The sequence below is a fragment of the Simplicispira hankyongi genome, from assembly GCF_003570885.1.
In the GTDB taxonomy this organism is placed as follows: Bacteria; Pseudomonadota; Gammaproteobacteria; order Burkholderiales; family Burkholderiaceae_C; genus Simplicispira; species Simplicispira hankyongi.
Map to the genome: position 1 here is coordinate 186,827 of NZ_QXJC01000005.1, position 21,689 is coordinate 208,515.

The 21,689-nt window shown below is 68.6% G+C and carries 14 protein-coding genes; 3 read left to right on the forward strand and 11 right to left on the reverse strand.

All coding sequences use genetic code 11. The annotated features are described in order from the left end of the window. Window positions 1-2: 2 nt before the first annotated feature. The 5 genes from D3F03_RS12920 to D3F03_RS12940 all read right to left on the reverse strand — a co-directional run bounded on the left by D3F03_RS12920 (window position 3) and on the right by D3F03_RS12940 (window position 4,806). Window positions 3-548 carry a chalcone isomerase family protein gene (locus D3F03_RS12920; protein WP_119109821.1) on the reverse strand — a complete coding sequence of 182 codons (546 nt, stop codon included), beginning with the start codon at window positions 546-548 and terminating at the stop codon, window positions 3-5. Next, the gene (locus D3F03_RS12925; protein ID WP_119109822.1) at window positions 545-1,774 is read right to left on the reverse strand and encodes an SAM-dependent methyltransferase; all 1,230 of its coding nucleotides are present in this window, start codon (window positions 1,772-1,774) and stop codon (window positions 545-547) included. Before D3F03_RS12925 ends, D3F03_RS12920 begins: the two co-directional genes overlap by 4 nt. Beyond that, the gene (locus D3F03_RS12930) at window positions 1,771-2,640 is read right to left on the reverse strand and encodes a DUF1365 domain-containing protein (RefSeq protein WP_119109823.1); all 870 of its coding nucleotides are present in this window, start codon (window positions 2,638-2,640) and stop codon (window positions 1,771-1,773) included. The genes D3F03_RS12925 and D3F03_RS12930 overlap by 4 nt, the downstream gene beginning before the upstream one ends. Then, window positions 2,637-3,941, reverse strand: coding sequence for an NAD(P)/FAD-dependent oxidoreductase (locus tag D3F03_RS12935; protein WP_119109824.1), 1,305 nt, complete (start codon window positions 3,939-3,941; stop codon window positions 2,637-2,639). Before D3F03_RS12935 ends, D3F03_RS12930 begins: the two co-directional genes overlap by 4 nt. Before the next feature lie 241 nt (window positions 3,942-4,182). After that, window positions 4,183-4,806 (reverse strand): glutathione peroxidase, encoded by a 624-nt coding sequence (locus D3F03_RS12940; RefSeq protein WP_119109825.1) that lies wholly within the window; start codon window positions 4,804-4,806, stop codon window positions 4,183-4,185. Between the two features lie 136 nt (window positions 4,807-4,942). Between D3F03_RS12940 and D3F03_RS12945 the strand changes: the two genes are divergently transcribed. Further along, entirely contained in the window at window positions 4,943-5,926 is a 984-nt protein-coding gene (locus D3F03_RS12945) for a MerR family transcriptional regulator (protein WP_245960613.1), read from the forward strand. Window positions 5,927-5,938: 12 nt separating this feature from the next. Here D3F03_RS12945 and D3F03_RS12950 read toward each other — a convergent pair whose 3' ends face one another. The 5 genes from D3F03_RS12950 to glnE form a co-directional block, all read right to left on the reverse strand. Beyond that, the gene (locus D3F03_RS12950) at window positions 5,939-7,141 is read right to left on the reverse strand and encodes an HD-GYP domain-containing protein (RefSeq protein ID WP_119109826.1); all 1,203 of its coding nucleotides are present in this window, start codon (window positions 7,139-7,141) and stop codon (window positions 5,939-5,941) included. Window positions 7,142-7,217: 76 nt separating this feature from the next. Beyond that, window positions 7,218-10,364 carry an efflux RND transporter permease subunit gene (locus tag D3F03_RS12955; RefSeq protein ID WP_119109827.1) on the reverse strand — a complete coding sequence of 1,049 codons (3,147 nt, stop codon included), beginning with the start codon at window positions 10,362-10,364 and terminating at the stop codon, window positions 7,218-7,220. 11 nt (window positions 10,365-10,375) lie between these two features. After that, window positions 10,376-11,545 carry an efflux RND transporter periplasmic adaptor subunit gene (locus tag D3F03_RS12960; RefSeq protein ID WP_119109828.1) on the reverse strand — a complete coding sequence of 390 codons (1,170 nt, stop codon included), beginning with the start codon at window positions 11,543-11,545 and terminating at the stop codon, window positions 10,376-10,378. 57 nt (window positions 11,546-11,602) lie between these two features. After that, window positions 11,603-13,063 (reverse strand): efflux transporter outer membrane subunit, encoded by a 1,461-nt coding sequence (locus D3F03_RS12965; RefSeq protein WP_119109829.1) that lies wholly within the window; start codon window positions 13,061-13,063, stop codon window positions 11,603-11,605. Between the two features lie 148 nt (window positions 13,064-13,211). Beyond that, a complete protein-coding gene (gene glnE, locus D3F03_RS12970; protein ID WP_199665466.1) occupies window positions 13,212-15,956 on the reverse strand; it encodes a bifunctional [glutamate--ammonia ligase]-adenylyl-L-tyrosine phosphorylase/[glutamate--ammonia-ligase] adenylyltransferase in 2,745 nt (914 codons plus the stop codon). Between the two features lie 98 nt (window positions 15,957-16,054). On the opposite strand from glnE, the gene D3F03_RS12975 reads away from it, so the two are divergent. Both D3F03_RS12975 and D3F03_RS12980 read left to right on the forward strand, forming a co-directional pair. Then, complete coding sequence (locus tag D3F03_RS12975) at window positions 16,055-20,218, forward strand: YhdP family protein (protein WP_119109830.1); 4,164 nt, start codon at window positions 16,055-16,057, stop codon at window positions 20,216-20,218. Next, window positions 20,215-21,030: a carbon-nitrogen hydrolase family protein gene (locus D3F03_RS12980; RefSeq protein WP_119109831.1), complete on the forward strand. Its 816-nt coding sequence runs from the start codon at window positions 20,215-20,217 to the stop codon at window positions 21,028-21,030. The genes D3F03_RS12975 and D3F03_RS12980 overlap by 4 nt, the downstream gene beginning before the upstream one ends. Here the strand turns inward: D3F03_RS12980 and D3F03_RS12985 are convergent. Then, complete coding sequence (locus D3F03_RS12985; protein WP_119109832.1) at window positions 21,027-21,674, reverse strand: YiaD family glycine zipper/OmpA-like lipoprotein; 648 nt, start codon at window positions 21,672-21,674, stop codon at window positions 21,027-21,029. The two genes, D3F03_RS12980 and D3F03_RS12985, sit on opposite strands and share 4 nt — an antisense overlap. Window positions 21,675-21,689: the final 15 nt, after the last annotated feature.

Sequence of the window (21,689 nt, forward strand, 5' to 3'; positions counted from 1 at the left end):
GGTCAAGGCGTCGCCAGCAGCGCCGCGCGTAGCGTGGGTTCCGAAGTTTGGGGCGACAGCCAGATGCCAAAGAAGAGGCGGGCAAACAGCGGGTCGTCGATCTGTCCGCGGGGCTGGCCGTTAAAGAGAAAGCGCACGCCCTGGCCTGGTTGGTACAAGCCGACCAGGCGGTCGCCCGCCGCCACGTCGGGCAGCAGCGCCGCGAGCTGTGCCTGCCAGTGCCCGGTTTGTGCTTCGGTCAGCGCTTGCTGGCGCTGCATTTCTTCGAGGGAGCGCCCGGCGATCGCACGGGCCGAGAATCCACGGGCGTAGCGCAGTTCCAGCGCCAGGCTCTGGTGGGTCCAGGTGCGCGGGGTGAAGCCGGGCTGCACCCACAACTTCGCCTGGTACACCTCCATGCCAAGGAAGCGCAGCGTGCCGCTGCCTGCAAGGTGCGCCCCCGCCAGGGGCGTGTGCGGGGTGCCGCTGGCGAGTGCTGTCGCCTGAAAAAATAAGAGAAAAAGGCCTCTGGCGCTTATTTGGTAAGCGCTAGCAGCTATGGTTTTCATAGTTTTCTCTTGTGCAGGGTGTACTGCACCACGTCGATGTCGCCCATGGCAAACGCGGCTTCGCAGTAGGCCAGGTAGAACTCCCAGATGTGCAGGAAGCGCTGGTCAAAGCCCTGGCGCAGGATCTGCGCGCGCTCGGCAATGAAGCGCTCGCGCCAGCGCTTGAGCGTCTCGGCGTAATCAAAGCCAAAGGCCAGTTCCTCGGTCACGGTGAGACCGGCCGCCTCGGCTTCGCGGCGGAACTCGCGCGGACAGGGCAGGCAGCCGCCGGGGAAGATGTACTGCTGGATGAAATCGGTCGAGCCGATGTAGCGCTCGAACAAGCGGTCGTCGATGACGATGCTCTGGATGCAGGCGCGCCCGCCGGGTTTGAGCAGGCGCGCGACGGCCTGGAAGTAGGTGGGCCAGTACTCGCGCCCTACGGCTTCCACCATCTCGATGGAGCAGATGGCGTCGAACGGTGCATCGGCTATGTCGCGGTAGTCCTGCAGGCGCAAATCGCGCTGCGCAGCGGGCACGCCGAGCCGCTCGAGCCGCGCATTGGCAAAGGCCAGCTGCTCGGTCGAGAGCGTGACGCCGGTAATGCTGGCGCCAAACTCGGTCGCCGCCATTTCGGCGAGAGCCCCCCAGCCGCAGCCAATCTCCAGCACCCGCTCGCCCGGCTGCACGCGCGTTTCAAGCAGGGCGCGGCGTACCTTGGCCTGCTGAGCGGCGTGCAAATCCTGCGTAGCCTCGGGGCCGGAGAACAGCGCCGACGAGTAATTCATCGTCTCGTCGAGCCAGAGCTGGTAGAAGGCGTTGCCCAGGTCGTAGTGGGCGTGGATGTTCTTCTTGCTGCCGGCGCGCGTGTTGCGGTGCAGCAAATGGCGCAGGCGCGAGACCAAGCGCCCGGCCCAGTTGCCGTAGACCACGCTTTCCACGGCATGCCGGTTGGCGATCAGGAGCTTGAGCAGGTCGGTCAGATGCGGCGTGCTCCAGTCGCCTGCGATGTAGCTCTCGGCAAAGCCAATGTCGCCCGAGCGCAGTGCCGCGCCGCAGACCTTCCAGTTGTGGAGCACGATGGCGCCATGCGGCGCACCGCCGGGGCCGAAATGGCGCAGGGCGCCGTCCGGCAGTTGCAGCGTCAGGCTGCCGTGCTGCAGGCGTGCCAGCAGGCGCAGCACGGTGCGCGCTGCGGCGGGAATGCCGGGCGGCAGGGCGAGGGGGTTGGCGGTGGTGGTGTTCATGGCTGTCTCCTCGCTTCCCGGTGCTGGGGGTATTGCTGGTGGCTGATGGGCGTCGGCGGCGGCGCTGGTTTGCTGCGAAAGCCCACGCGCAGGGTCCACAGGCGCAGCGCCTGCCAGTGGATGCGGGCGATGACGGCGAGCGTCATCACCGGGTAGCGCCAGAGCGCACGGCGCAGCGCCGCGCGGGTGGCCGGTTCGAGCGCCCCGCTGACGCTGGTCTCGATGAGAGCGCCGGCCGTGTCGTCGTGGTCAATGCGCGCCACGGTACGCAGCACGCCGTCGTTTTGGCTGAACAGAAAGCGGAAGCGGTAGCGGCCGGAGACGTCGCAAAACGGCGAGACGTGGAACACCTTTTCCGCCCGCAGCTCCTTGCCCCAGGCGGGTTCGTCGAGCAAATAGCAGTGGCGCTCGCCGAAGGTGTTGTTCACCTCGACGACGATGGCCCGCAGGCTGCCGTCGGCGCGCTCGCAGTACCAGAAACTCACCGGCTTGAAGGTGTAGCCCAGCACGCGGGGGTAGCAGTGCAGCCAGACTTCGCCGCTGGCGTCGTCGATTCCCTCCGCGTGCAGCAACGCGTCCAGCCAGGCGAGCGCGCCGCCCGACGCGGCGGGGCGGCCATCGCCGTGGTCCACATCGTGAAAGCTGATCGCGCCGCGCCGGTTCACCGCCAGTGCTCCCGCATCGGCGCCCCGGGCCAGCGCGCGCATTGGCAGCAGCAGAAAAAATGTCGCGTAACGGAAGCGGTTCTGCCTGGGCCGCAGGCGCGTGTGGCGCACCTGGCCAAAGCCGATGAGCGGCCGTGCCGGGGCGCAGGCCGCGCCGGGGCTGGAAAACTCCCGCGGTGCCGCCGCGCTGGGGGTGGTCATGCGGCCTCCGCCAGTGTGCCGGGCAGACTGGCGCGCACGCCCTCTGCCGCCGCCAGGCCGGATTTCAGTCCGTCCTCATGGAAACCATAGCCTGCCCAGGCGCCGGCAAACCAGGTGTGCTGCCGGCCTTGCAGGTTGTCCAACTGGCGCTGTGCGCGGATCGCTGCCGCGTCGAACACCGGGTGGTCGTACGCGTATTCGCCCAGCACCTGCTCGGGCGCGATGGTGCCGACCGGGTTGAGCGAGACGACCACCTGCTGGGCGAACGGCAGGGGCTGCAGGCGGTTGATCAGGTAGTGCAGGCAGACGCGCGCCGATTCCAGCCGGACCTGGGGCGCGCGTTCGTAGTTCCAGGCTGCCCAGGCAGCGCGGCGCTGCGGCAGCACGCGGGTGTCGGTGTGCAGCACGGCGCGGTTGGCCTGGTAGCGAATGGCGCCGAGCAAGGCGCGCTCCTGCGCGCTGGGTTGGGCGAGCAGCGCCAGTGCCTGGTCGCTGTGCGTCGCCAGCACCAGTCGGTCAAAGTGCTCCGTGCCGTGGTCGGTGGCGATGCGCACGCCGGCAGCGTCGCGTTCGATGCGGCGCACGGGGGTGTTACAGCGCGCATCGGACAGGCCCTGGACGATCTTCTGCACGTAGTTGCGGGAACCCCCGGCTACGGTGAACCACTGCGGCCGGCCGGTGATTTGCAACAAGCCGTGGTTGTGGCAGAAGCGGATCATGGTCGCCACGGGGAACTTGAGCATCTGGTCTGTCGGGCAGCTCCAGATGCAGCCCAGCATGGGCAGCAGATACCAGTCCCGGAACGCCTTGCCCAAGCGGTTCTCGGCGAGAAACTCGCCCAATGGCTGCGCCAGCGCACGCTCCTGGTTCGCCTCGGCGAGCCGGGTGCACACCCGGTTGAAGCGCAGCAGATCGGCCAGCATGCCGAGAAAGCGAGGGCTGGCCAGGTTCCGGCGCTGGGCGAAGACGCTGGCGAGGCTGCTGCCGCTCCATTCCAGGGGATTGGCGCCATGCACGCGCGGCACCTGGACCGAGAACGACATGTCGGAGGGCGCGGTGACCACCCCCAGCTCGGCAAACAGCGCCAGCAGGGTGGGATAGGTGCGCTCGTTGAGCACCAGAAAGCCGGTGTCCACGCCATGCGTCACCAGGCCGCCTTCGCCTGGCAGCGTGACGTTGGCGGTGTGCGCGTGGCCCCCGAAATGATCGCCCGCTTCGAACAGCGTGGTGGCGACATGGGGCGCCAGGCGGTGCGCGGCCGCGAGGCCGGCGATCCCGGCGCCAACGATGGCGATTCTCATGCCGGCCTCCGCTCAGGAGACCCAGCCATGAAGAAGAAAAAAGTTGCGAAGCGTCCCGACGCGAAGAAGAGAGGGAGGGAGGAGAAGCGCCTCGGGATTTCAATCGACCCACGGGGAGCCGAAAGGCTTCGCAACACTAAGAAAACACTGCGCACAATGCACCAGCGTTCTGCATGGAGTGTGTGCCTTGCGGGGAAGTTCCGCAAATTTTTCTGGCAAAGACAACAAATTGTGCCTGCCGTCATGGCGCACTCCGGGGCATGGGGGTGGCCAGCTGCCGCTCCAGCGAACGCACCAGGCGGGCATTGTCCGGGCCCGTCATGCTGGCAAAGGCGTCCACCACGCGGCCGTCCCGGCCGATCAGGTACTTGTAGAAATTCCAGCGGGGTGGCTGACCGCTCTGCGCGGCCAATTCGCGGTAGAACGGCGAGGCCTGCGCACCCGCCACGCTGCTCTTGGCAAACATGGGAAATTTCACGCCGTAGGTGTTTTCGCAGAAGTCGGCGATCTGCCGGTTGTCGCCGCTCTCCTGGGCAAAGTCGTTGGAGGGAAAACCCAGCACCACCAGGCCCCGGTCCCGGTAGCGCGCGTACAGCGCTTCCAGCCCGGCGTACTGCCCGGTGAAGCCGCAGTAACTGGCCGTGTTCACCACCAGCAGCACCTTGCCCGCGTACTGGCAAAGCGCTTGAGGTTTTTCGTCCTGCAAACGGTTGAAGCTGTGCCGCAGCAGCGGCGGGCAGGAAGCCGGTGTCTCAGTAGCCGCGACCGCTTGGCTGGGCGCTGGCGTCGCGGCAGGGCTGGACACGCCGGCAAGCAGGCCGAGGGCGAAAGCCGCAGCACTTCGGGGAAAGGGAAAAAATTTCATTTGTCTAATCTATTTGTCTAAGACATATGTAGAATTTAACCATATTTTGTCCAACTCTGCTGGCCCTCCGCCATGTCCAATACGCGGGTGGTGCAGCACTGGATTCGCCGATGTCTGCGCGCCAACCTGTTGTCCCGTGAACCCTCCACCCTTGTCCTGTCCAGAGATTCCCGCCGCCTATTCCATTGCAGCGGTGGAGCGCGAGAGCGGCCTGTCCAAAGACACCTTGCGCATGTGGGAGCGGCGCTACGGTTTCCCGGCGCCCTTGCGCGATGCACAGGGTGAGCGCCTCTACCCGGCGGCGCAGGTCGAGCGCCTGCGGCAGTTGCGGCGTCTGATCCATGCCGGGCACCGGCCGGGCAAGGTGGTGGCGTTGGGGGCGGACGAACTGGCAGTCCTGCTGGCCTCTGCCGCCGTCCGGACTCCCGCGCCGGCATCGCGTACCGGCCGCAGCGCGCGCGCTTTGCCCGCCGTGGCGGCCCAGGGTGTGCTGGTGGCGCAATGCCTGGATCTGATCGCTGCGCACGACGTGGCGGCGCTGCGTGAGCAGCTCACGCGCGCCGTGCTGACACTGGGGCTTCAGGGCTGCGTACTGCAGCTCGTCGCCCCTTTGACGCGCGAGGTCGGCCTGGCCTGGCTGCAGGGGCGCTTTCAGGTGTTCGAGGAGCACCTCTATACCGAGTGCGTGACGGGTGTCCTGCGCGGCGCCATTGCCAGCGTTCCCGCGACGGCAGCAGCAGGAACGCCGAGGGTGCTGTTGACAACCTTCACCCAGGAACAGCATGGCCTGGGGCTGCTGATGCTTGAGGCGGTGCTGGCGCTCCAGGGCTGCTTGTGCCTGTCGCTGGGAACGCAGACCCCGCATGTGGACATCGTTCGCGCCGCACAGGCGTTTCGCGCGGACATCGTGGCGCTGAGTTTCAGTGGCGTCCTGGCGCCCGCCCAGGTACGCACAGGCTTGCGCGAGCTGCGCGCGCAGTTGCCTATGCCGGCTCGGCTGTGGGCGGGCGGGCAGGGTGCAGGCGTGATACCCGACGAGGCGGCCGGAGTGGACTTGGTGCGCGAGCTGGAAGCAGTTGCACAGGCACTGGCAGACTGGCGGGTCGCCAACACCCGGTGACGGGGCCCGCGGTTACACCATGGCGGCGAGGCGGTCGATGGGCAGCCGCATGCGCAGTTCCTGCTGGCTGACCACGCCGGTGATGCGCCAATTTTCCTGCGCCGTATCGCGCCGAATCAGCTCGCCGGTGGGCATGCCGCTGCGGCTGCGCACCACCGCCACGCGCGGCGTGGTGGGCGTGGCGCCGCGTTTGAGCACCACGCCGATTTCCTGACTCGCCAGCTTCACCAATGCGCCGGGTGGGTAGATTCCCAGGGTGTTGAGCATGGCGGCGCCGGCCTCGTCGACCTGGCGATTTTCATCGTAGTAACAAGCCTTGATGGCAGCGGTGACGGTCATGGGCGTACGCCCGGCACGCGGTGCCAGCCGGGCAGCAAAAATATCGCTGCGTTGCACCAGGCGGGCGATTTGCCCAGCTTCGCTGCGCCCGGCGAGCGGCCCGGGCGCGCGGTCGTGGTGTTGGCGCACGGCGTCCAGCCATAGGGGGTCCGAGACGCCAAGTGCCGCGAGCAGCGTGGCCGACCGCTCCGCATGGTCCTGGATCTGGGCGATCTGGGCAGCGGAGAGGGGCCCGTTTTGCTGGGCCAGCCGGTCTTGCAGCTCGGTCATCGAAATGTTCATGGAGAGCGCCACGCGACCGGCACGTTCGACCTGCTCGCTGCTCCAGCGCAGGCCGTCGCGCGCGACGAGCATGCACACGCTGGCCACCAGCAGCACATGCGTGGCGCTGTAGATGCGCGTCTCATCGCTGGAGCGCTGGATCAGCGCCAGCAGGGTGGCGTCCGGCGCTTGCAGGCAGGCGCGTGCGACTTCGCCTTGCAAAGCCAGAAAGCGCGCGCTGAAATCCGCCGCATTGGGGCTGCCGAGCAGTTGCGTGGTGGACCACTGCAGCTCGGGCCAATCCACTGGTCCCTGGCGCGCACGGGCGGTGTTGGCATGGGCCGAGCCGTCGATCTTCATCGCCGCGATTTCGCCCAGCGACGTGTCCGATATCAGCATTTGCTGCAATTGGCCGAGGTAGGCGCGGTAGCTCTCGCCGGATTCCTCGATGTCCACGCACAACTGCACGCCGCGCTCAAGCAGCAGGTCCACCTCGTCCTGTTTGCGCAGCACATAGCCCTTATTGGCCAGCAGGGTGCCGTCGGCACCCCTGAGCGCAAAGGGCAGGGGTTGGCCGAGTGCAAGCGAGTCGGGGTTGAGGGCGACAAGGTTCATGGTGCAGCGTCACATTATGAAACCTCCACCTGCCGCTCAGGCACGCAATAGCGCCTGTGCTTGCAGGCAATTTGCTCTATTGGTCGGCAGGCGCCTGGCGCACGCGCAACCCCGGGGAGGGATCGGGCTGTTTTGGCCGGCTGCGCGGTAGCTGGCGGCGCAGCCACTGCCCCAGATCGTCGATGTAGGTGAACACGGCCGGCACCACCAGCAAGCTGAGCACGGTCGATGTCAGCAGCCCGCCAATCACCGCCACCGCCATGGGCGAGCGAAAGCTCATGTCGGCGCTGCCCAGCGCCAGCGCGATGGGTAGCATGCCGGCGCCCATGGCCAGCGTCGTCATGATGATGGGGCGGGCGCGCTTGTGGCAGGCGTCGAGCAGGGCGTCGATGCGGCTCATGCCCAGGGCGGCCGGCCGGCCGTCGCTTCCGTCGTGCCCGCGCCGCGCCACGATGGCGTATTCCACCAGCAGGATGGAGTTTTTGGTGGCAATGCCCATGAGCATCACCAGCCCGATCAAAGACGGCATGGAAAAGCTCTTGCCCGCAATCAAGAGGCCGACGAAGGCGCCGCCGAGCGACAGCGGCAGGGCCATCAGAATGGTCACGGGCTGTAGCAAATTCTTGAACAGCAGCACCAGCACGATGTAGATGCACACCACGCCGGTGAGCATGGCCAGGCCGAAGCTGGCAAACAGCTCGCCCATCATCTCGGCGTCGCCCACGTCGATCAGGCGCACGCTGCCGGGCAGGTTGCGCACCGCGGGCAGGTTTTTGACCGCGTCGGTCACTTCGCCCAGGCCCCGGGACCCCAGTTCGATCTCGAAGTTGACGTTGCGCGCGCGGTCGTAGCGGCTGATCACCGCCGGGCCGCCAGCGACCTCCAGCATGGCGACTTCGGCCAGGCGCACCGGGCCATTGGCGCCGGGCACCGCCAGGCGCTCCAGCACCGACAGGTCTTCGCGCGCCGTGTCGTTCAGCCGCACCACGATGGGAATCTGGCGCTGCGCCAGGTTGAGCTTGGGCAGGTACTGGTCGTAATCGCCCACGGTGGCCACGCGCAGCGTCTCGGCAATGGCGCTGCTGGTGACACCCAGGTCGGCGGCGCGGGCAAAGTCGGGGTGCACGGCGATTTCGGGGCGCACCAGGCTGGCGTTGGAGCTTACCCCGCCGATGCCGGGGATGGTGCGTATGCCCTGCTCCACCGAGCGCGCGGCGCTGGCCAGCGCCTGGGGGTCTTCGCTGGCGAGCGCCAGCACGTACTTGTCGTTCGAGCCGCCCAGACCGATTTTTACGCGCACGCCAGGCAGGTCAGCGAGCGCCGCGCGCAGGCGCTGCTCGATCTCCTGCTTGAGCGGGCGCTCGCCACGCGGCGCCAGGCGCAGCGTCAGCGTGGCCTTGCGCGGGTCGCCGGCACCGCCGCCGCCGGCAAAGGGGTCGGTTCCTGCCGAACCGCCACCGATCGTGGTGTAAATGCTTTGTACATGGCCCACGCGTTGCACGCGCTCGGCCGCCTGCGCCACGGCGGCGCGGGTGTCGGCGAGCCTGCTGCCGGGCGGCAGCTCAAGGTTGACCTGCGTCTGGGCGTTGTCGTCCGCGGGAATAAAGCCGGACGGCAGCAGCGGGATCAGCGCGAGGGAGCCGACAAAGAACACCAGCGCCCCCGCGATCGTCAGCACGCGGTGCCGGAGGCACCAGGACGACGCACGCATGTAGGTGGCCAGCCAGCGCGGCTCGCGCTGCTGTGCGGCGACTGGCTTCATCAGGTAGGCGGCCATCATGGGCGTGAGCAAGCGGGCCACGACCAGCGAGGCAAACACCGCCAGCGCCGCCGTCCAGCCAAATTGCTTGAAAAAGCGCCCGGCGATGCCGCTCATGAAGGCCGTGGGCAGGAACACCGCAATCAGCGAGAAAGTGGTGGCGATGACGGCCAGGCCAATCTCGTCGGCGGCTTCCATGGCGGCTTCGTAAGGGCTTTTGCCCATGCGCAAATGGCGCACGATGTTTTCCACCTCGACGATGGCGTCGTCCACCAGGATGCCCACCACCAGCGAGAGCGCCAGCAGCGTGATGATGTTGATCGAAAACCCCAGCAGGTGCATGCCGATGAATGCCGGGATGACCGACAGCGGCAGCGCTACGGCAGAGACGATGGTGGCGCGCCAGTTGCGCAGGAACAGCCACACCACCACCACGGCGAGGAGGGCGCCTTCGTACAGCAGGTGCATCGAGCTGTCGTACTCGTCGCTGGCGATCTGCACGAAATCCACGGTGCGGGTGAGCTGCAGGTCGGGCCGCTCGGCGAGCAACTGGTCGAGCGCGCGCTGCACGCCGGCGCCCACCTCCACCTCGCTCGCGCCCCGGCTGCGCGAGACCTCGAAGCCGATGACCTGTTGGCCATCGAGCAGCGCGGCAGTGCGCTGCTCGGCCACGGTGTCGCGGATGGTGGCGACCTGGTCGAGGCGGATATGGCGGCCGTCGCCCAGCGGAATGTCCAGCGCGGCAAGTTCACCCGCCGTCTGCACCGTGGCCAGCGTGCGCACGGGTTGTTCGGCGCCGCCCAGGTCGGCGCGGCCGCCAGCGCTTTCAATCTGAACCTGGCGCAACTGGTGCGACACCTCGGCCGCTGTGGCGCCCAGAGCCTGGAGCTTGAGCGGGTCGAGCGCCACGCGCACCTCGCGCGCCACGCCGCCCACGCGGTTCACCGCGCCGACCCCCGGCACGGCAAGCAGGCGCCGCGTGAGCGTGTCGTCCACGAACCACGACAGCGCCTCGTCGTCCATGCGCTTGGAGGCAATGGCGAACGCCAGAATCGGCTGGGCCGAGAGTTCGAGCTTGGCGACGATGGGGTCGCGCAGGTCGGCTGGCAGGTCGGTGCGCACGCGCGAGACCGCCGAGCGCACGTCGTCCACCGCCTCCTGCACCGGCTTTTCCAACTGGTATTCGGCGGCGATGGTCGCCACGCCATCGGTCAGCGTGGTGGTGATGTGCTTGAGCCCTTGCGTGGTGGCAATGGCGTTCTCGATCTTGCGCGCCACGTCCGATTCGAGCTGGCCCGGCGCGGCCCCCGGCAGCACGGCCGTGACCACGACCACCGGCAGGTCCATGTCGGGGAAGTTCTGCACCTTCATGGCGCGGAACGACAGCAGACCCGCCAGGGTCAGCAGCACGAACAGCATGACCGCAGGAATCGGGTTGCGGATGGACCAGGCAGACAGGTTCATGCGGATGCTCCTTATTTGCTAGCTTCTTGCGCAGGTGCAATAAGCGCTGGAGGCTTGTTTTGATCTAAATTTTCGGTGGTGCGCACCAGATCGCCATCGTTCAGGAACGCGCCGCCGCGCACCACGATGCGCGCGCTCGCCTCCAGGCCCGAGACGATCTCGATGCGCTCGCCCACGCGCTGGCCGGTCTGCACCCGGCGCATGACCACGCGGTGGTCGTCGCCCACCTCAAACACCTGGCTGAAGCCGTCGCGCACCACCACGGCCGATTGCGGCACGCTCAGCGCCTGGCGCGCGCCCAGCACAAACTCGCCCTGGGCAAACATGCCGGCGCGGATGTCCGCGTGCGCCGGCAGGTCCACATAGACCAGGGCGTTGCGGGTCTTGGGGTCCACCGTGGGCGCGAGCATGCGCACGCGGCCCGTCACCTGCGTGCCGGCGGTGGTCGTCACGCGGACCTCATCGCCTGCGTGCAGGCGCGGCAAATCGCTGGCGCTGACTTCGGCGCGCCATTCGAGCCGGCCCTTGCGCACCATGCGAAACAGCTCGGTGCCGGCGCCCACCACCGCGCCCACGGTGGCGCTGCGCGATGAAATCACGCCACTGTCGGGCGCCAGCACGCGGGTGTACTGCAGGCGCAGTTGCTGCGCGTGCAGCATCGCTTGCGCGGCCTCCACGCGCGCCTGCGCGGTTTGCGAGGCGGTGGCGTACTGGCCGATCTGCTGCTGGCTGAGCGCGCCTGAGGCAATCAGCGTCTGCGCCCGCTCGGCATTGGCAGCGGCTTCGGCTGCGTTGGCCTTGGCTTCGAGCAGGCTGGCGCGCGCCTGCGCTACGTCGGCCTGCACGGTGTCGGCGGCAAACACGGCCAGCACCTGGCCGGCGCGCACCTGGTCGCCGACGTTGGCGCGCACCTCCGTCAAGCGCAGGCCATTGCTTTCGGCGCCAATGCTGGCCTCCTGCCAGGCGGCGACATTGCCGTTGGCCGGCAGGCGCAGGGCAATGGACGAGCGCGTGGCCTGCGTGGTCGTCACGGCAAGCGCTGGGCGTGGTGCGCTGGCCGGCGCGTCCTTCGCCTCGCTGGCGGCCCGCGAGGCGTGGGGCGCAAACAGTGCGCCCAGGGCCGCCAGCAGGCACAGCGTGGTGATGGTGGCAATCGAAAGGGTCAGTTTCCTGGGCTGCATGGAAGGTCCATTCCTGCGGTCAAATGAAGAGAGGCTGTGGGGTTGTTGGGCTGGGGTTCAGCTGGCGCTGGCGGTATGAGGCGTGGACGTGGACGTGGGCGTTGTGGCCCCGCCGGCATCCCAGCCGCCACCGACGGCGCGGTAGAGCGCGATCCAGGCGGCCATGCGCTCCTGCTGCAGGGCCACCAGCGCGGTATCCGCGGCGAGTGCGGTGCGGCGCGCGTCTTCCAGCTCGACCAGGCTGGCCAAGCCCGCGCGCCAACGCGCCTCGGTCGCCTCGAACGAGCGCTGGTAGCCGGCAGCCGCCTGCTGTGCGTCGGTGCTGCGCGTCTCGGTGCTATCGAGTTGAACCAGCGCCTGCTCCACCTCGCTCACTGCCTTGCGCACCTGGGCCCGGTAGAGCACCACGGCCGCGTCGTAGCGCGCCACGGCGGCGTCGACCTGCGCAGCGCGGCGGCCGGCGTCGAAGATCGGCAGGCTCAGGGCCAGCGGCCCCAGGGACCAGGTGTTGCTGCTGATGCTGGTGCCGCCCGTGTGCAGCCAGCCACGGCCGATGGAGCCGCTCAAGCTCAGGCGTGGGTAGCGATCGGCTTGCGCGCCCCCCACCTCGGCGCTGGCCGCGGCGACTTCGCGCTCGGCGGCATACACGTCGGGGCGCTGCGCCAGCGCCTGCGCGGGAACGGTGGCGATGGCAAACAGCGCCTGCGGCGTGTGCGGCGGCGGTGCGGCGGCCAGCCGTTCGCGCAGCGCCGCCTCGTCCAGGCCGGTGAGCGCCACCAGGGTTTTCAGGTTGATCTCGCACTCCATGCGCTGGCGCTCGGTGCGTACCTTGGCATCGGAAGCGCTGGCGCTGGCCAGGGCTGCCGTGGCCGGCGCCGTGAAGCCGGCCTTTTCGCTCGCCAGCGCCAGGCGCGCCGTCTCGCCGCGCGAGCGTGCGTCGGACGCCGCCACGGCCAGTTGCTGCACGCAGCTGCGCCAGCCGCTGACCTGCAGCGCCACCTCGGCCGCCACCGACACGCGCGCTTCGTGCCACTGGGCGCCGGCGCCGGCCAGGCGCTCGCGCGCCGCGTCGCTGGCGGCGGTGTTGCCGCCAAACAGGTCGATCTCCCAGCCCGCCTGTACGCCCGCCTGTGCGGTGCTGGCCAAGGCCTCCACCTGCTCATTGAAACCGCGGCTCGCACTGGCCTGCCCATCGAGCGAGGGCAGCAATGCCGCCCGGGCGGCGGCCTGTGCGGCGCGCGCCTGCACCAGATGCGCGCGGGCCTGTGCGAGATCGGGGCTGGCCGCTTGTGCAGCCGCGATCAGCTCGACCAGCAGCGGGTCGCCCTGGTGCTCCCACCAGTGCTCCAGGTCGGCCAGCTGACCGTGGTGCGGCAGGGGTGCTTGCCAGGCCGTGGGCACGGGCGCGGTCACCTGGGCGGCGGGGCGCTGCACGGCGCAGGCGACGAGCGCCAGCGGCAAGGACAGCGCCAGGGCGCTGCGCAGGGTGCGCGCCCGGCAAAAATGCAAGACATTCATACAAACGAACGGGGTTGGGCGGGGCGCTGGGGGCCGAACAGGTGCAGGCGCCAGCCCAAGGGGCTAGGTTTTTAGCAAAATTGGCCGCTAGCGCTTATCCATAAAGCGCTTGCAGCTATTATTTTTGTAGTTATTTGGGTGCGGCCCGTCATGCCGAGAATACCGCAGCCCACAGCGCCAGGACGGCCTCGCGTTCGGCTTGCACGATCTCTGGCGGCACGCGGGTGGGCTCTTCGTTCAAGCGCGCGCGGTGCTGTATCTGGCGCAGGCGCCGGTAGGCGGCGCCGGCTGCTGCCCCCACGCCTGCTGGCAGCAGGCCGGCGTCTTCCGCGATCTGCAGCAAAGCGATATTGCCTTTGTTTTCCACCAGAGCGTGGTGTGTGCGTGATTGCGACAGCACCAGAAACTGCATCGCGAACTCCGCGTCCACCATGCCGCCCTGGCTGTGCTTCACATCAAAGCTGCCCGCCGGCACCGGGTGGGCGGCGCGCACGCGTTCGCGCATGGTGGTGATTTCCTGTGCCAGCGCGGCCGGGTCGCGTTCGGCGGTAACCACGGCGGTGCGCACCGCGTCAAAGCGGCGTTCCAGCTCGGGGCTGCCAAGCACGAAGCGCGCCCGCGTCATGGCCTGGTGCTCCCAGGTCCAGGCGGTGTTGCTGCCACGCCGCTCCTGGTAGTTGGCAAAGGCTTCGAAACTCGTGACGAGCAGGCCTGAGTTGCCGTTGGGGCGCAGGGCGGTGTCGATTTCGAACAAATCGCCCTCGCCGGTCTTCACGGTGAGCCAGTTGATGAGCTTGCGCACGAAGGCGGCGTAGATTTCGGGGGCGTTCTCGTCGTCGTCGTCAAAAACGAACACGATGTCCAGGTCGCTGCCGTAGCCCAGCTCTTTGCCGCCGAGCTTGCCGTAGCCAATGATGCCGAACTGCGGCACTTCGCGGTGGCGGCCGCGCAGCCGCTCCCAGCACCAGCGCGCGGTCAGGCGCAGCGCGCTGTCGGCCAGGGCGCTCAGGTCGTCGGCCACCTGCTCGACGGTGATGCGGCCTTCCAGGTCGCGCGCCAGGGTGCGGAAGGTTTCCGCGTGGTGGGCGCGGCGCAGCAGGTCGAGCAAGGCTTCGTCGTCGTCTTCCTGGGTCGATTGCAGCGAGTGGCGGCGCAGCTCCAAATCGCGTTCAAAGTCGGCCGCCACGAAGCGCTCGGCCAGCATCTCGGTGCCGGCCAGCTCGTCGATCACGCCGGGGTGCTGCTGCAGGTAGCGTGCCGGCCAACGGGCGGCGCCCAGCAGGTGCAGCAACTGCTCGTGCACCGCCGGGCGTTCCAGCAACAGCGCCAGGTAGCTCTCGCGGCGCAACAGCGTTTCAAGCCAGTCGACGAGGCGAACGGCGGCTTCCTCGCTGACGCGGCCCTCGGTGACCCACTGGGCGGTGCGCTGCACCAGGCGCAGCAGGCGCACGCGGGCCTCGTGGCGCAGAGCGGTCACGCGCGGGTTGCTGCGCCATTCCGCGACGCGCTCTTGGAGCTGCCCGGGGAGCGCCTCGATCAGGCCTTCCAGGTCGGGGGCGCTGGCCATGGCCTCGCCGGCTGCGTTGCGCGGCGTGCAGCGCTTGCCGTTGCAACCGCGCTCCTCACCGCCGAGCAGCTTGTCGAACTCCTCTGCCACGAGCTCGCGGTGCGCGTCCAGTTCGTGCAGGAAAGCGCAGCAGTTGGCACTTCCCAAGGTGTCGGCAATCCAGGCCAGGTCGTCGTCGCGCGTCGGCAGGATGTGCGTTTGCAGGTCGTCCAGGTACTGGATGCGGTGCTCTACCCGGCGCAGGAAGACATAGGCACGCGCCAGCGCCTCGGCCGTCTCTGGCGGCATCAGCCCGGCCTGGGCGATGCGCGGCAACGCGTCCAGCGTGGGGCGCCGGCGCAGTTCGGGGAACTGGCCGCCGCGCACCACCTGCAGCAACTGCACGGTAAATTCAATCTCGCGTATGCCGCCGCGCGAGAGCTTGACGTCGTTGGCCCGCTCCGGGTGGCCGGCGCTGCGCCGCGCCGCGTGCTCGCGAATCTGGCGGTGCAGGGCGCGCAGTGCATCGAACACGCTGTAGTCCAGGTAGCGGCGGAACACGAAGGGCAGCACCACGCCGCGCAGCGCCTGCACGCCCTCGCCGGTGATGCTCGCGCGCGGCGCCACCACGCGGCTCTTGAGCCAGGCAAAGCGCTCCCATTCGCGCCCCTGCACCTGCAGGTACTCCTCCAGTGCCGCGAGCGATACGGCAGCCGGGCCCGAATTGCCGTTGGGCCGCAGGGCCAGGTCGACACGGAACACGCAGCCGTGCTCGGTGACTTCGCCCACCAGGGCGTAGATCATCTTCACCGCGTGGGCGAAGTATTCGTGGTGCGAGATGCGGCCGCGCCCCTCGGCGGTGCCCGCGGTCTCGCCGTCGCAGGCGTAGACATAGATCAGGTCGATGTCGCTCGACACATTGAGCTCGCGCGCTCCGAGCTTGCCCATGCCGATCACCCACAGATCGACAAAGGCACCGCCTTCCCCTTGCGGGGCGCCGTGGCGGCTGTCGAGCTCGGCGCGGGCGTGCCGGCAGGCTTCGTCCAGGGCCAGCTCGGCGAGATCGGTCATGGCGTGCGTGACGTCGGCCAGATTCGCCTGTCCGGCGCAGTCGAGCCGCATGGTGCGTTCGAGCACGATCTGGCGCAGGATGCGCAGCGCCACCGGCAGCGCGTGGCCCTGGGCGCGCAGCGCTGCCAGGGCGGTTTCCATGGCCTCCCGCACCGGCATACCCGTTGGCAGCAGCGCCATTTCAGCCGCATAGCGGCGGTGCAAGCGCTGGAAAAACCGGGAATGGGCGGCCGGTTCGGTCGTGGCGGCGGCGCGGGCGGGCAGTTCTATGGGCATGGCCTGTGCGGCACCTCTGGTGCTGCGGATGGGACTCGGGTTCTAGGACCCCTGGGCGCCCTCAGCGGGTCATAATTCTTGTCAGCTCCCGCCAAAACATGACAGAACCTGTTGCCCACCCCACACGCCTCCTGAAACTGGTGGCGCTGTTCGCGCGGTGGTCACTGGGTCTGCTGCTGGCGTTCAGTTTGCTGCTGGCGGTCGCCTGGGGCGTACTTCACGGCTGGATTGTGCCGCGTATCGGGCAATACCGTGCGTTCATCGAGGCGCGCGCCGAGCAGGCCCTGGGCGTGCCCGTGCGGCTGGGCTCGATCAGCGCGCGGACCGAGGGCGTCATTCCCACGTTGGAGTTGGGTGATCTGGCCTTGCTCGATGCCCAGGGCCGCGAGGCGCTGCACCTCAAGCAGGTCGTGGTCGCCCTCTCTCCCCGCTCGCTGTTGAGCCTGGAGTTCGAACAACTTTTCATTCAAGGCCCAGACCTGGACGTGCGGCGCACGCCGGATGGGCATATCTGGGTGGCGGGCTTGGACCTCAGCGCAGCAGGCGAGGGCAGCGGGGCGGCGGACTGGCTTTTTTCCCAGCCCGAGGTGGTGGTGCGCGGCGGGCGGGTGCGCTGGACCGACGAACTGCGCGGTGCGCCGCCGCTCTCGCTGGACAACGTGGAGGTGTTGCTGCGCAATGGCAATTGGCGCCACGCCGCACGGATCGATGCCACGCCGCCGGCTGGCTTTGGCGAGCGTTTCACGCTGATGGCGCGCATGCGCGAGCCGCTGCTGTCGGTGCACAGCGGGCGCTGGCAACAGTGGAGCGGGCAGGTGTATGCCTCTTTTCCGCAAGTGGACGTGTCGCAGCTTGGGCGCCATGTGGATTTGGGTCAGGTCGCGCTCACGCAGGGAGCCGGGGCCCTGCGCGCCTGGCTGGACGTGGAGCATGGTCAGGCCAGGGGCGGCGCAGCGGATGTCGCCATTGCACAGCTCGATTTGCGCCTCGCCCCGGAGCTCGAGCCCTTGGTCCTGCACGGCGTTCAGGGCCGCGTGGGCGGCCAGCGCGATGCAGCAGGCTTTCAAATCTTCACGCAAGGCCTGCGCTTTGCCAGCGAGGACGGGAACTGGCCTGGCGGCAACCTGCGTCTGTCTTACCAGCAGGCGCAGCGTGGGGCCGTGGCACGCGGGCAGTTCGACGCCGACCAGCTCGATCTTGCGGCGCTCGCGCGCATTGCCGAGCGGCTGCCGTTTTCCAAGGAGGTGCATGCCCAGCTCCACCGCTACGCACCCAGCGGCCTGGTGGAACGCATTGCCGCGCGCTGGCAGGGGGCGCTTGAAGCGCCGCAGAGCTACGAGGCGCGCGGGCGCGTCAGCGCGCTGGCCCTGGCCGCTACGCCCGCGGCAGGCGAGGCGCTGGCGCCGGGCGAGCAGGCCCCGCCGGGGGTGCGCGGACTGGACGTGGATTTCGACCTGACGCAGCTAGGCGGCAAGGCGGCGCTGCAAATGACTGGCGGCGCCCTGGTGCTGCCGAACGTGTTCGAGGACGCCACGCTCCCGCTGGACGAACTGCATGCCGATGTGACCTGGAAGCTGGCCGGTGAGCGCATCTCGGTCGAAGTGCCACGGGCGCAGTTTGCCAATGCCGACGCCGCCGGCGAAGCGCGTGCCAGCTGGCACACCAGCGACCCGGCCAAGTCGTCTTCCAAGGCACGCTTTCCTGGCGTGCTCGACCTGCGTGGGCAGTTGACCCGCGCCGACGGTACGCGCGTGCACCGCTACCTGCCGCTCTCGGTCCCTGCCGAGGCACGCCACTATGTGCGCGACGCCGTGCAGACCGGACGCGCCAGCAGCGTCACGTTCCGGGTGCGGGGAGATCTGCACGACATGCCATTCACCGACCCGCGCCAGGGGGATTTCCGCATTGCAGCGCGTGTCAACGGCGTGACCTATGCCTATGTGCCGCCGCAGTTGCAAGCGGCAGGCGAGGCCCCCTGGCCGGCGCTGGTGAAACTCTCGGGCGAGTTGATTTTCGAGCGCGCAGGCATGCAGGTGAAGGGCGCGGTCGGAAGCTTTGCTGGTCTGCCAGGTGTCGAGGCACGCAATGTCGAGGCCAGCATTCCCGACTTCTCGCACAGCGTGGTGGGCGTGGCGGCGGACGCGCGCGGCCCCCTGGCGCAATTGTTGGGCTTTGTCGCGGCATCGCCCCTGGCACACATGACAGGCGGTGCGCTGGCGCAGGCCAGTGGCACGGGCAGCGGTCAGTTGCACCTGCGCCTGCATCTGCCGATCAGTGAACTGCAAGCCTCCAAAGTGCAGGGCAACCTGCAGCTGGCCGGCAACGACGTGCGCATCACGCCCGATACGCCGCTGCTGGCACGCGCGCGCGGCAGCGTCCAGTTCACGGAAAGCGGCTTCTCGCTCTCGGGCGTGCAGGCGCAGGCGCTGGGCGGCGAGGTGCGTATCGAGGGCGGCATGCGGGGGGCGCCGGAGGGCGCCGGTGTGCAATTGCGTGCCCAGGGAACGGCCAGCGCCCTGGGTCTGCAACAGGCCAGCGAACTGGGGCTGCTTTCGGCGCTGGCGCGCCACGCCACGGGGAGTGCGCCGTATACGCTGGCGCTCACCGTGCGCCGTGGGATGCCGGAAGTGCTGCTGACCACGGGCCTGCAGGGGATGGCGCTTGACCTGCCCGCGCCGCTCGCCAAATCGGCCGACAGCAGCTTGTCCGTGCGCTTTGAGAACCAGTTGACCGCGGCCTCGCTGGCCCTCCCTGCAGAGGCGACTGCTCTGCAGGACAGGCTGAGCGTGGAAGTAGGCTCGCTGGCCGCGCTGACCTATCTGCGCCAGTTGGGCAACGCTGCACCCGAGGTGCTGCGCGGCAGCATTGCGTTGGGGGTGCCGGATGTCCAACTGCGCACTCTGCCCGAGAAAGGCGTCGAGGCGAACCTGCGCTTTGGTGACCTGGACCTGGACGCCTGGCAGGCCGCGCTGGCCGCTCCGATGGATGGCACGAAGGCCGTTGGCGCACCCAGCGCGACTTCCGCCGTTCCAGGCGCATTGCAGCGCTACCTGCCCGACATTTTCGCTCTGCAGGCGGGCAGCCTGCGCCTGGACGGCCGCACCTTGCACAGTCTGGTGGTGGGCGGCTCGCATGAGGGGGCGGTGTGGCGCGCCAACCTCGACGCGCAGGAACTGGCCGGCTACCTCGAATACCGCCAGGCGGCGAGCGGCAACCAGGGCGCGGGCGGGCTTTTTGCGCGGCTCTCGCGCCTTTCCGTGCCGGAGAGCGCGGCCACGCAGATCGACGCCCTGCTCGACGAGCAGCCCGCCAGCCTGCCGGCGCTCGACATCGTCGCCGAGGCCTTCGAGCTGCGCGGGCGCAAGCTCGGGCGCCTTGAAATCGATGCCCGCAACCGCGGCGGCGAAGATGCGCAGCGCGAATGGCGGCTGGCCAAGTTCAACCTCTCCAACCCCGATGCGGTGTTCACCGCCAGCGGCAACTGGACGCAGGTACAGGCCGCAGGCGTGCACACGGGTCCGCAGCCAGGAAAGGCCGACGCCGCCGCGCCGCAGCGGCGCACCGTGCTCGGCTTTGCGCTGGATATCCGCGACGCCGGCGCACTGCTGGGGCGCTTTGGCATGCAGGACGTGGTGCGCCGCGGGCGCGGGCGTATGGAGGGGCAGATCGCCTGGCTGGGCGCCCCCATCAGCCCCGATTACCGATCCATGACGGGGCAGGTCCATCTTGACGTCGGTACGGGGCAGTTCCTCAAGGCCGAGCCAGGTCTGGCCAAGCTGCTGGGCGTGCTCAGCCTGCAATCGCTTCCGCGCCGTTTCGCGCTCGACTTTCGGGATATCTTCAGCCAGGGGTTTGCCTTTGATTTCGTGCGCGGCGACGTGCGCATCGCACGCGGTGTCGCCACGACCAACAACCTGCAGATGAAGGGCGTCAACGCCGCAGTGCTCATGGAAGGCAGCGCCGACATCGAGCACGAGACGCAGGACCTGCACGTGGTGGTCGTGCCGGAAATCAATGCGCTGACCGCCTCGCTCGTGGCCACCGCCATCAACCCTGTGGTGGGCCTGGGCAGCTTTCTTGCGCAGGTGTTTCTGCGCGGACCCTTGATCGCGGCCGCTACACAGGAGTTTTCCGTGCACGGAACCTGGAGCGACCCGGAAGTAACGAAACTCCCCAGGCGGCTTCTGCAGGCGCCGCCGGAGCCTGCGCCCGCACCCACTCCGTCTGCGGCTGCTGCCGAAGCGTTGGAGGAAAAACCATGAAAATCGCTGCCCTGCAAATGGTGTCTGGGCCGCGCGTGCCGGACAACCTCGCCACTGCCCGCGCTCTGCTGGAGCGCGCTGCTGCGGGCGGCGCCGAACTGGCGGTGCTGCCCGAGTATTTTTCGGCCATGGGGCTGCGCGAGCGCGACAAGCTTGGCCATGCAGAGCAGCTGGGCGACGGCCCGGTACAAGCGTTTCTGGCGCGTGCCGCGCAGGAACTTGGCCTGTGGATTGTCGGCGGCACGCTGCCGCTCGCCTGCAGCGACCCAGAGCGCGTGCGCAACAGTTCGCTGGCGTTTTCGCCCCAAGGCGAGTGCGTGGCGCGCTACGACAAGGTGCACTTGTTCCGGCTGGCGCACGGCGACGAACAAATCGACGAGAGCCGAACCATAGAGCCGGGTGGCGCGCCAGTGCAGCTGCATCTCACCGACCGCAGTGGCCGGGATTGGTGCGTCGGCCTGTCCATCTGCTACGACCTGCGCTTTCCTGAGTTCTACCGGTTCCACGCGCAAGCAGGTGCTGATCTGCTCGTGGTGCCGGCTGCGTTCACGTGGACCACTGGCAGCGCCCATTGGGAGGTGCTGCTGCGCGCCCGCGCGATTGAAAACCAGGCCTTTGTATTGGCCGCGGCGCAAGGCGGCCGGCACGAGAATGGCCGCCGCACCTGGGGCCAGAGCCTGGTGGCCGACCCCTGGGGCAAGGTGCTGGAGGCACTGCCGGATGGGGCCGGCATGGTCCTGGCGGACGCCGACCCGGCGCGGCTGGACGAGGTGCGGCGCCAGTTGCCGGCGCTTTCGCACCGGGTTTTTTAGCCTCTGCCGGGCTCGCCAACGTAAATTTCGACGCGGCGGTTCTGTGCCCGGCCTTGTGCCGTATCGTTGCTGGCCACCGGCTGGTGCGAGCCATGGCCTTCGATGCGGATGCGCGCCGGGTCCACACCGCGCGCGGCCAGGTAGCTGCGCGTGCTGGCGGCGCGGTCCACCGACAGCGGGTCGTTCACGGCGTCGCTGCCTGTGCTGTCGGTGTGGCCGACGATGCGCACCTCGGTGTGTGGGTTGTCGCGCAGGCCCTGGGCGAACTGGTCCAGCAGCGGGCGGAAGGCACCGCGAATGTTGCTGCTGTTCGTGTCGAAGGAAATATCGCTCGGAATCTCCAGGCGCAGCTGGTTGTCGGCCGTCTGCGTCACGCCGACGCCGGTGCCGCGGGTCGCCTGCTCCATGCTGCGGCGCTGGTTTTCCATGTTGCGTGACCAGATATAGGTGCCCAGCGCTCCAACGCCCGCGCCCAGCACGGCGCCGGTGCCAGCGCTGCCGCCGGTGGCTGAGCCAATGACTGCGCCGGCGAGCGCGCCGACGCCTGCGCCGGTGGCCGTGCGGCGCTGGGTGTCGTCCATATTGGCGCAGCCGGTGATGAGGAGCGCGGTGGCGGCGGCGGCGAGGATTCGGGAATGGTGCATGTCAGAACTCCTTGG

Coding starts and splice junctions, on each gene's coding strand:
- D3F03_RS12975 (WP_119109830.1), top strand. CDS start 16,055: ATGACAGAACCTGTTGCCCACCCCACACGCCTCCTGAAACTGGTGGCG.
- glnE (WP_199665466.1), bottom strand. CDS start 15,956: ATGCCCATAGAACTGCCCGCCCGCGCCGCCGCCACGACCGAACCGGCC.
- D3F03_RS12940 (WP_119109825.1), bottom strand. CDS start 4,806: ATGAAATTTTTTCCCTTTCCCCGAAGTGCTGCGGCTTTCGCCCTCGGC.
- D3F03_RS12935 (WP_119109824.1), bottom strand. CDS start 3,941: ATGAGAATCGCCATCGTTGGCGCCGGGATCGCCGGCCTCGCGGCCGCG.
- D3F03_RS12925 (WP_119109822.1), bottom strand. CDS start 1,774: ATGAACACCACCACCGCCAACCCCCTCGCCCTGCCGCCCGGCATTCCC.
- D3F03_RS12950 (WP_119109826.1), bottom strand. CDS start 7,141: ATGAACCTTGTCGCCCTCAACCCCGACTCGCTTGCACTCGGCCAACCC.
- D3F03_RS12955 (WP_119109827.1), bottom strand. CDS start 10,364: ATGAACCTGTCTGCCTGGTCCATCCGCAACCCGATTCCTGCGGTCATG.
- D3F03_RS12960 (WP_119109828.1), bottom strand. CDS start 11,545: ATGCAGCCCAGGAAACTGACCCTTTCGATTGCCACCATCACCACGCTG.
- D3F03_RS12980 (WP_119109831.1), top strand. CDS start 20,215: ATGAAAATCGCTGCCCTGCAAATGGTGTCTGGGCCGCGCGTGCCGGAC.
- D3F03_RS12985 (WP_119109832.1), bottom strand. CDS start 21,674: ATGCACCATTCCCGAATCCTCGCCGCCGCCGCCACCGCGCTCCTCATC.
- D3F03_RS12930 (WP_119109823.1), bottom strand. CDS start 2,640: ATGACCACCCCCAGCGCGGCGGCACCGCGGGAGTTTTCCAGCCCCGGC.
- D3F03_RS12920 (WP_119109821.1), bottom strand. CDS start 548: ATGAAAACCATAGCTGCTAGCGCTTACCAAATAAGCGCCAGAGGCCTT.
- D3F03_RS12965 (WP_119109829.1), bottom strand. CDS start 13,063: ATGAATGTCTTGCATTTTTGCCGGGCGCGCACCCTGCGCAGCGCCCTG.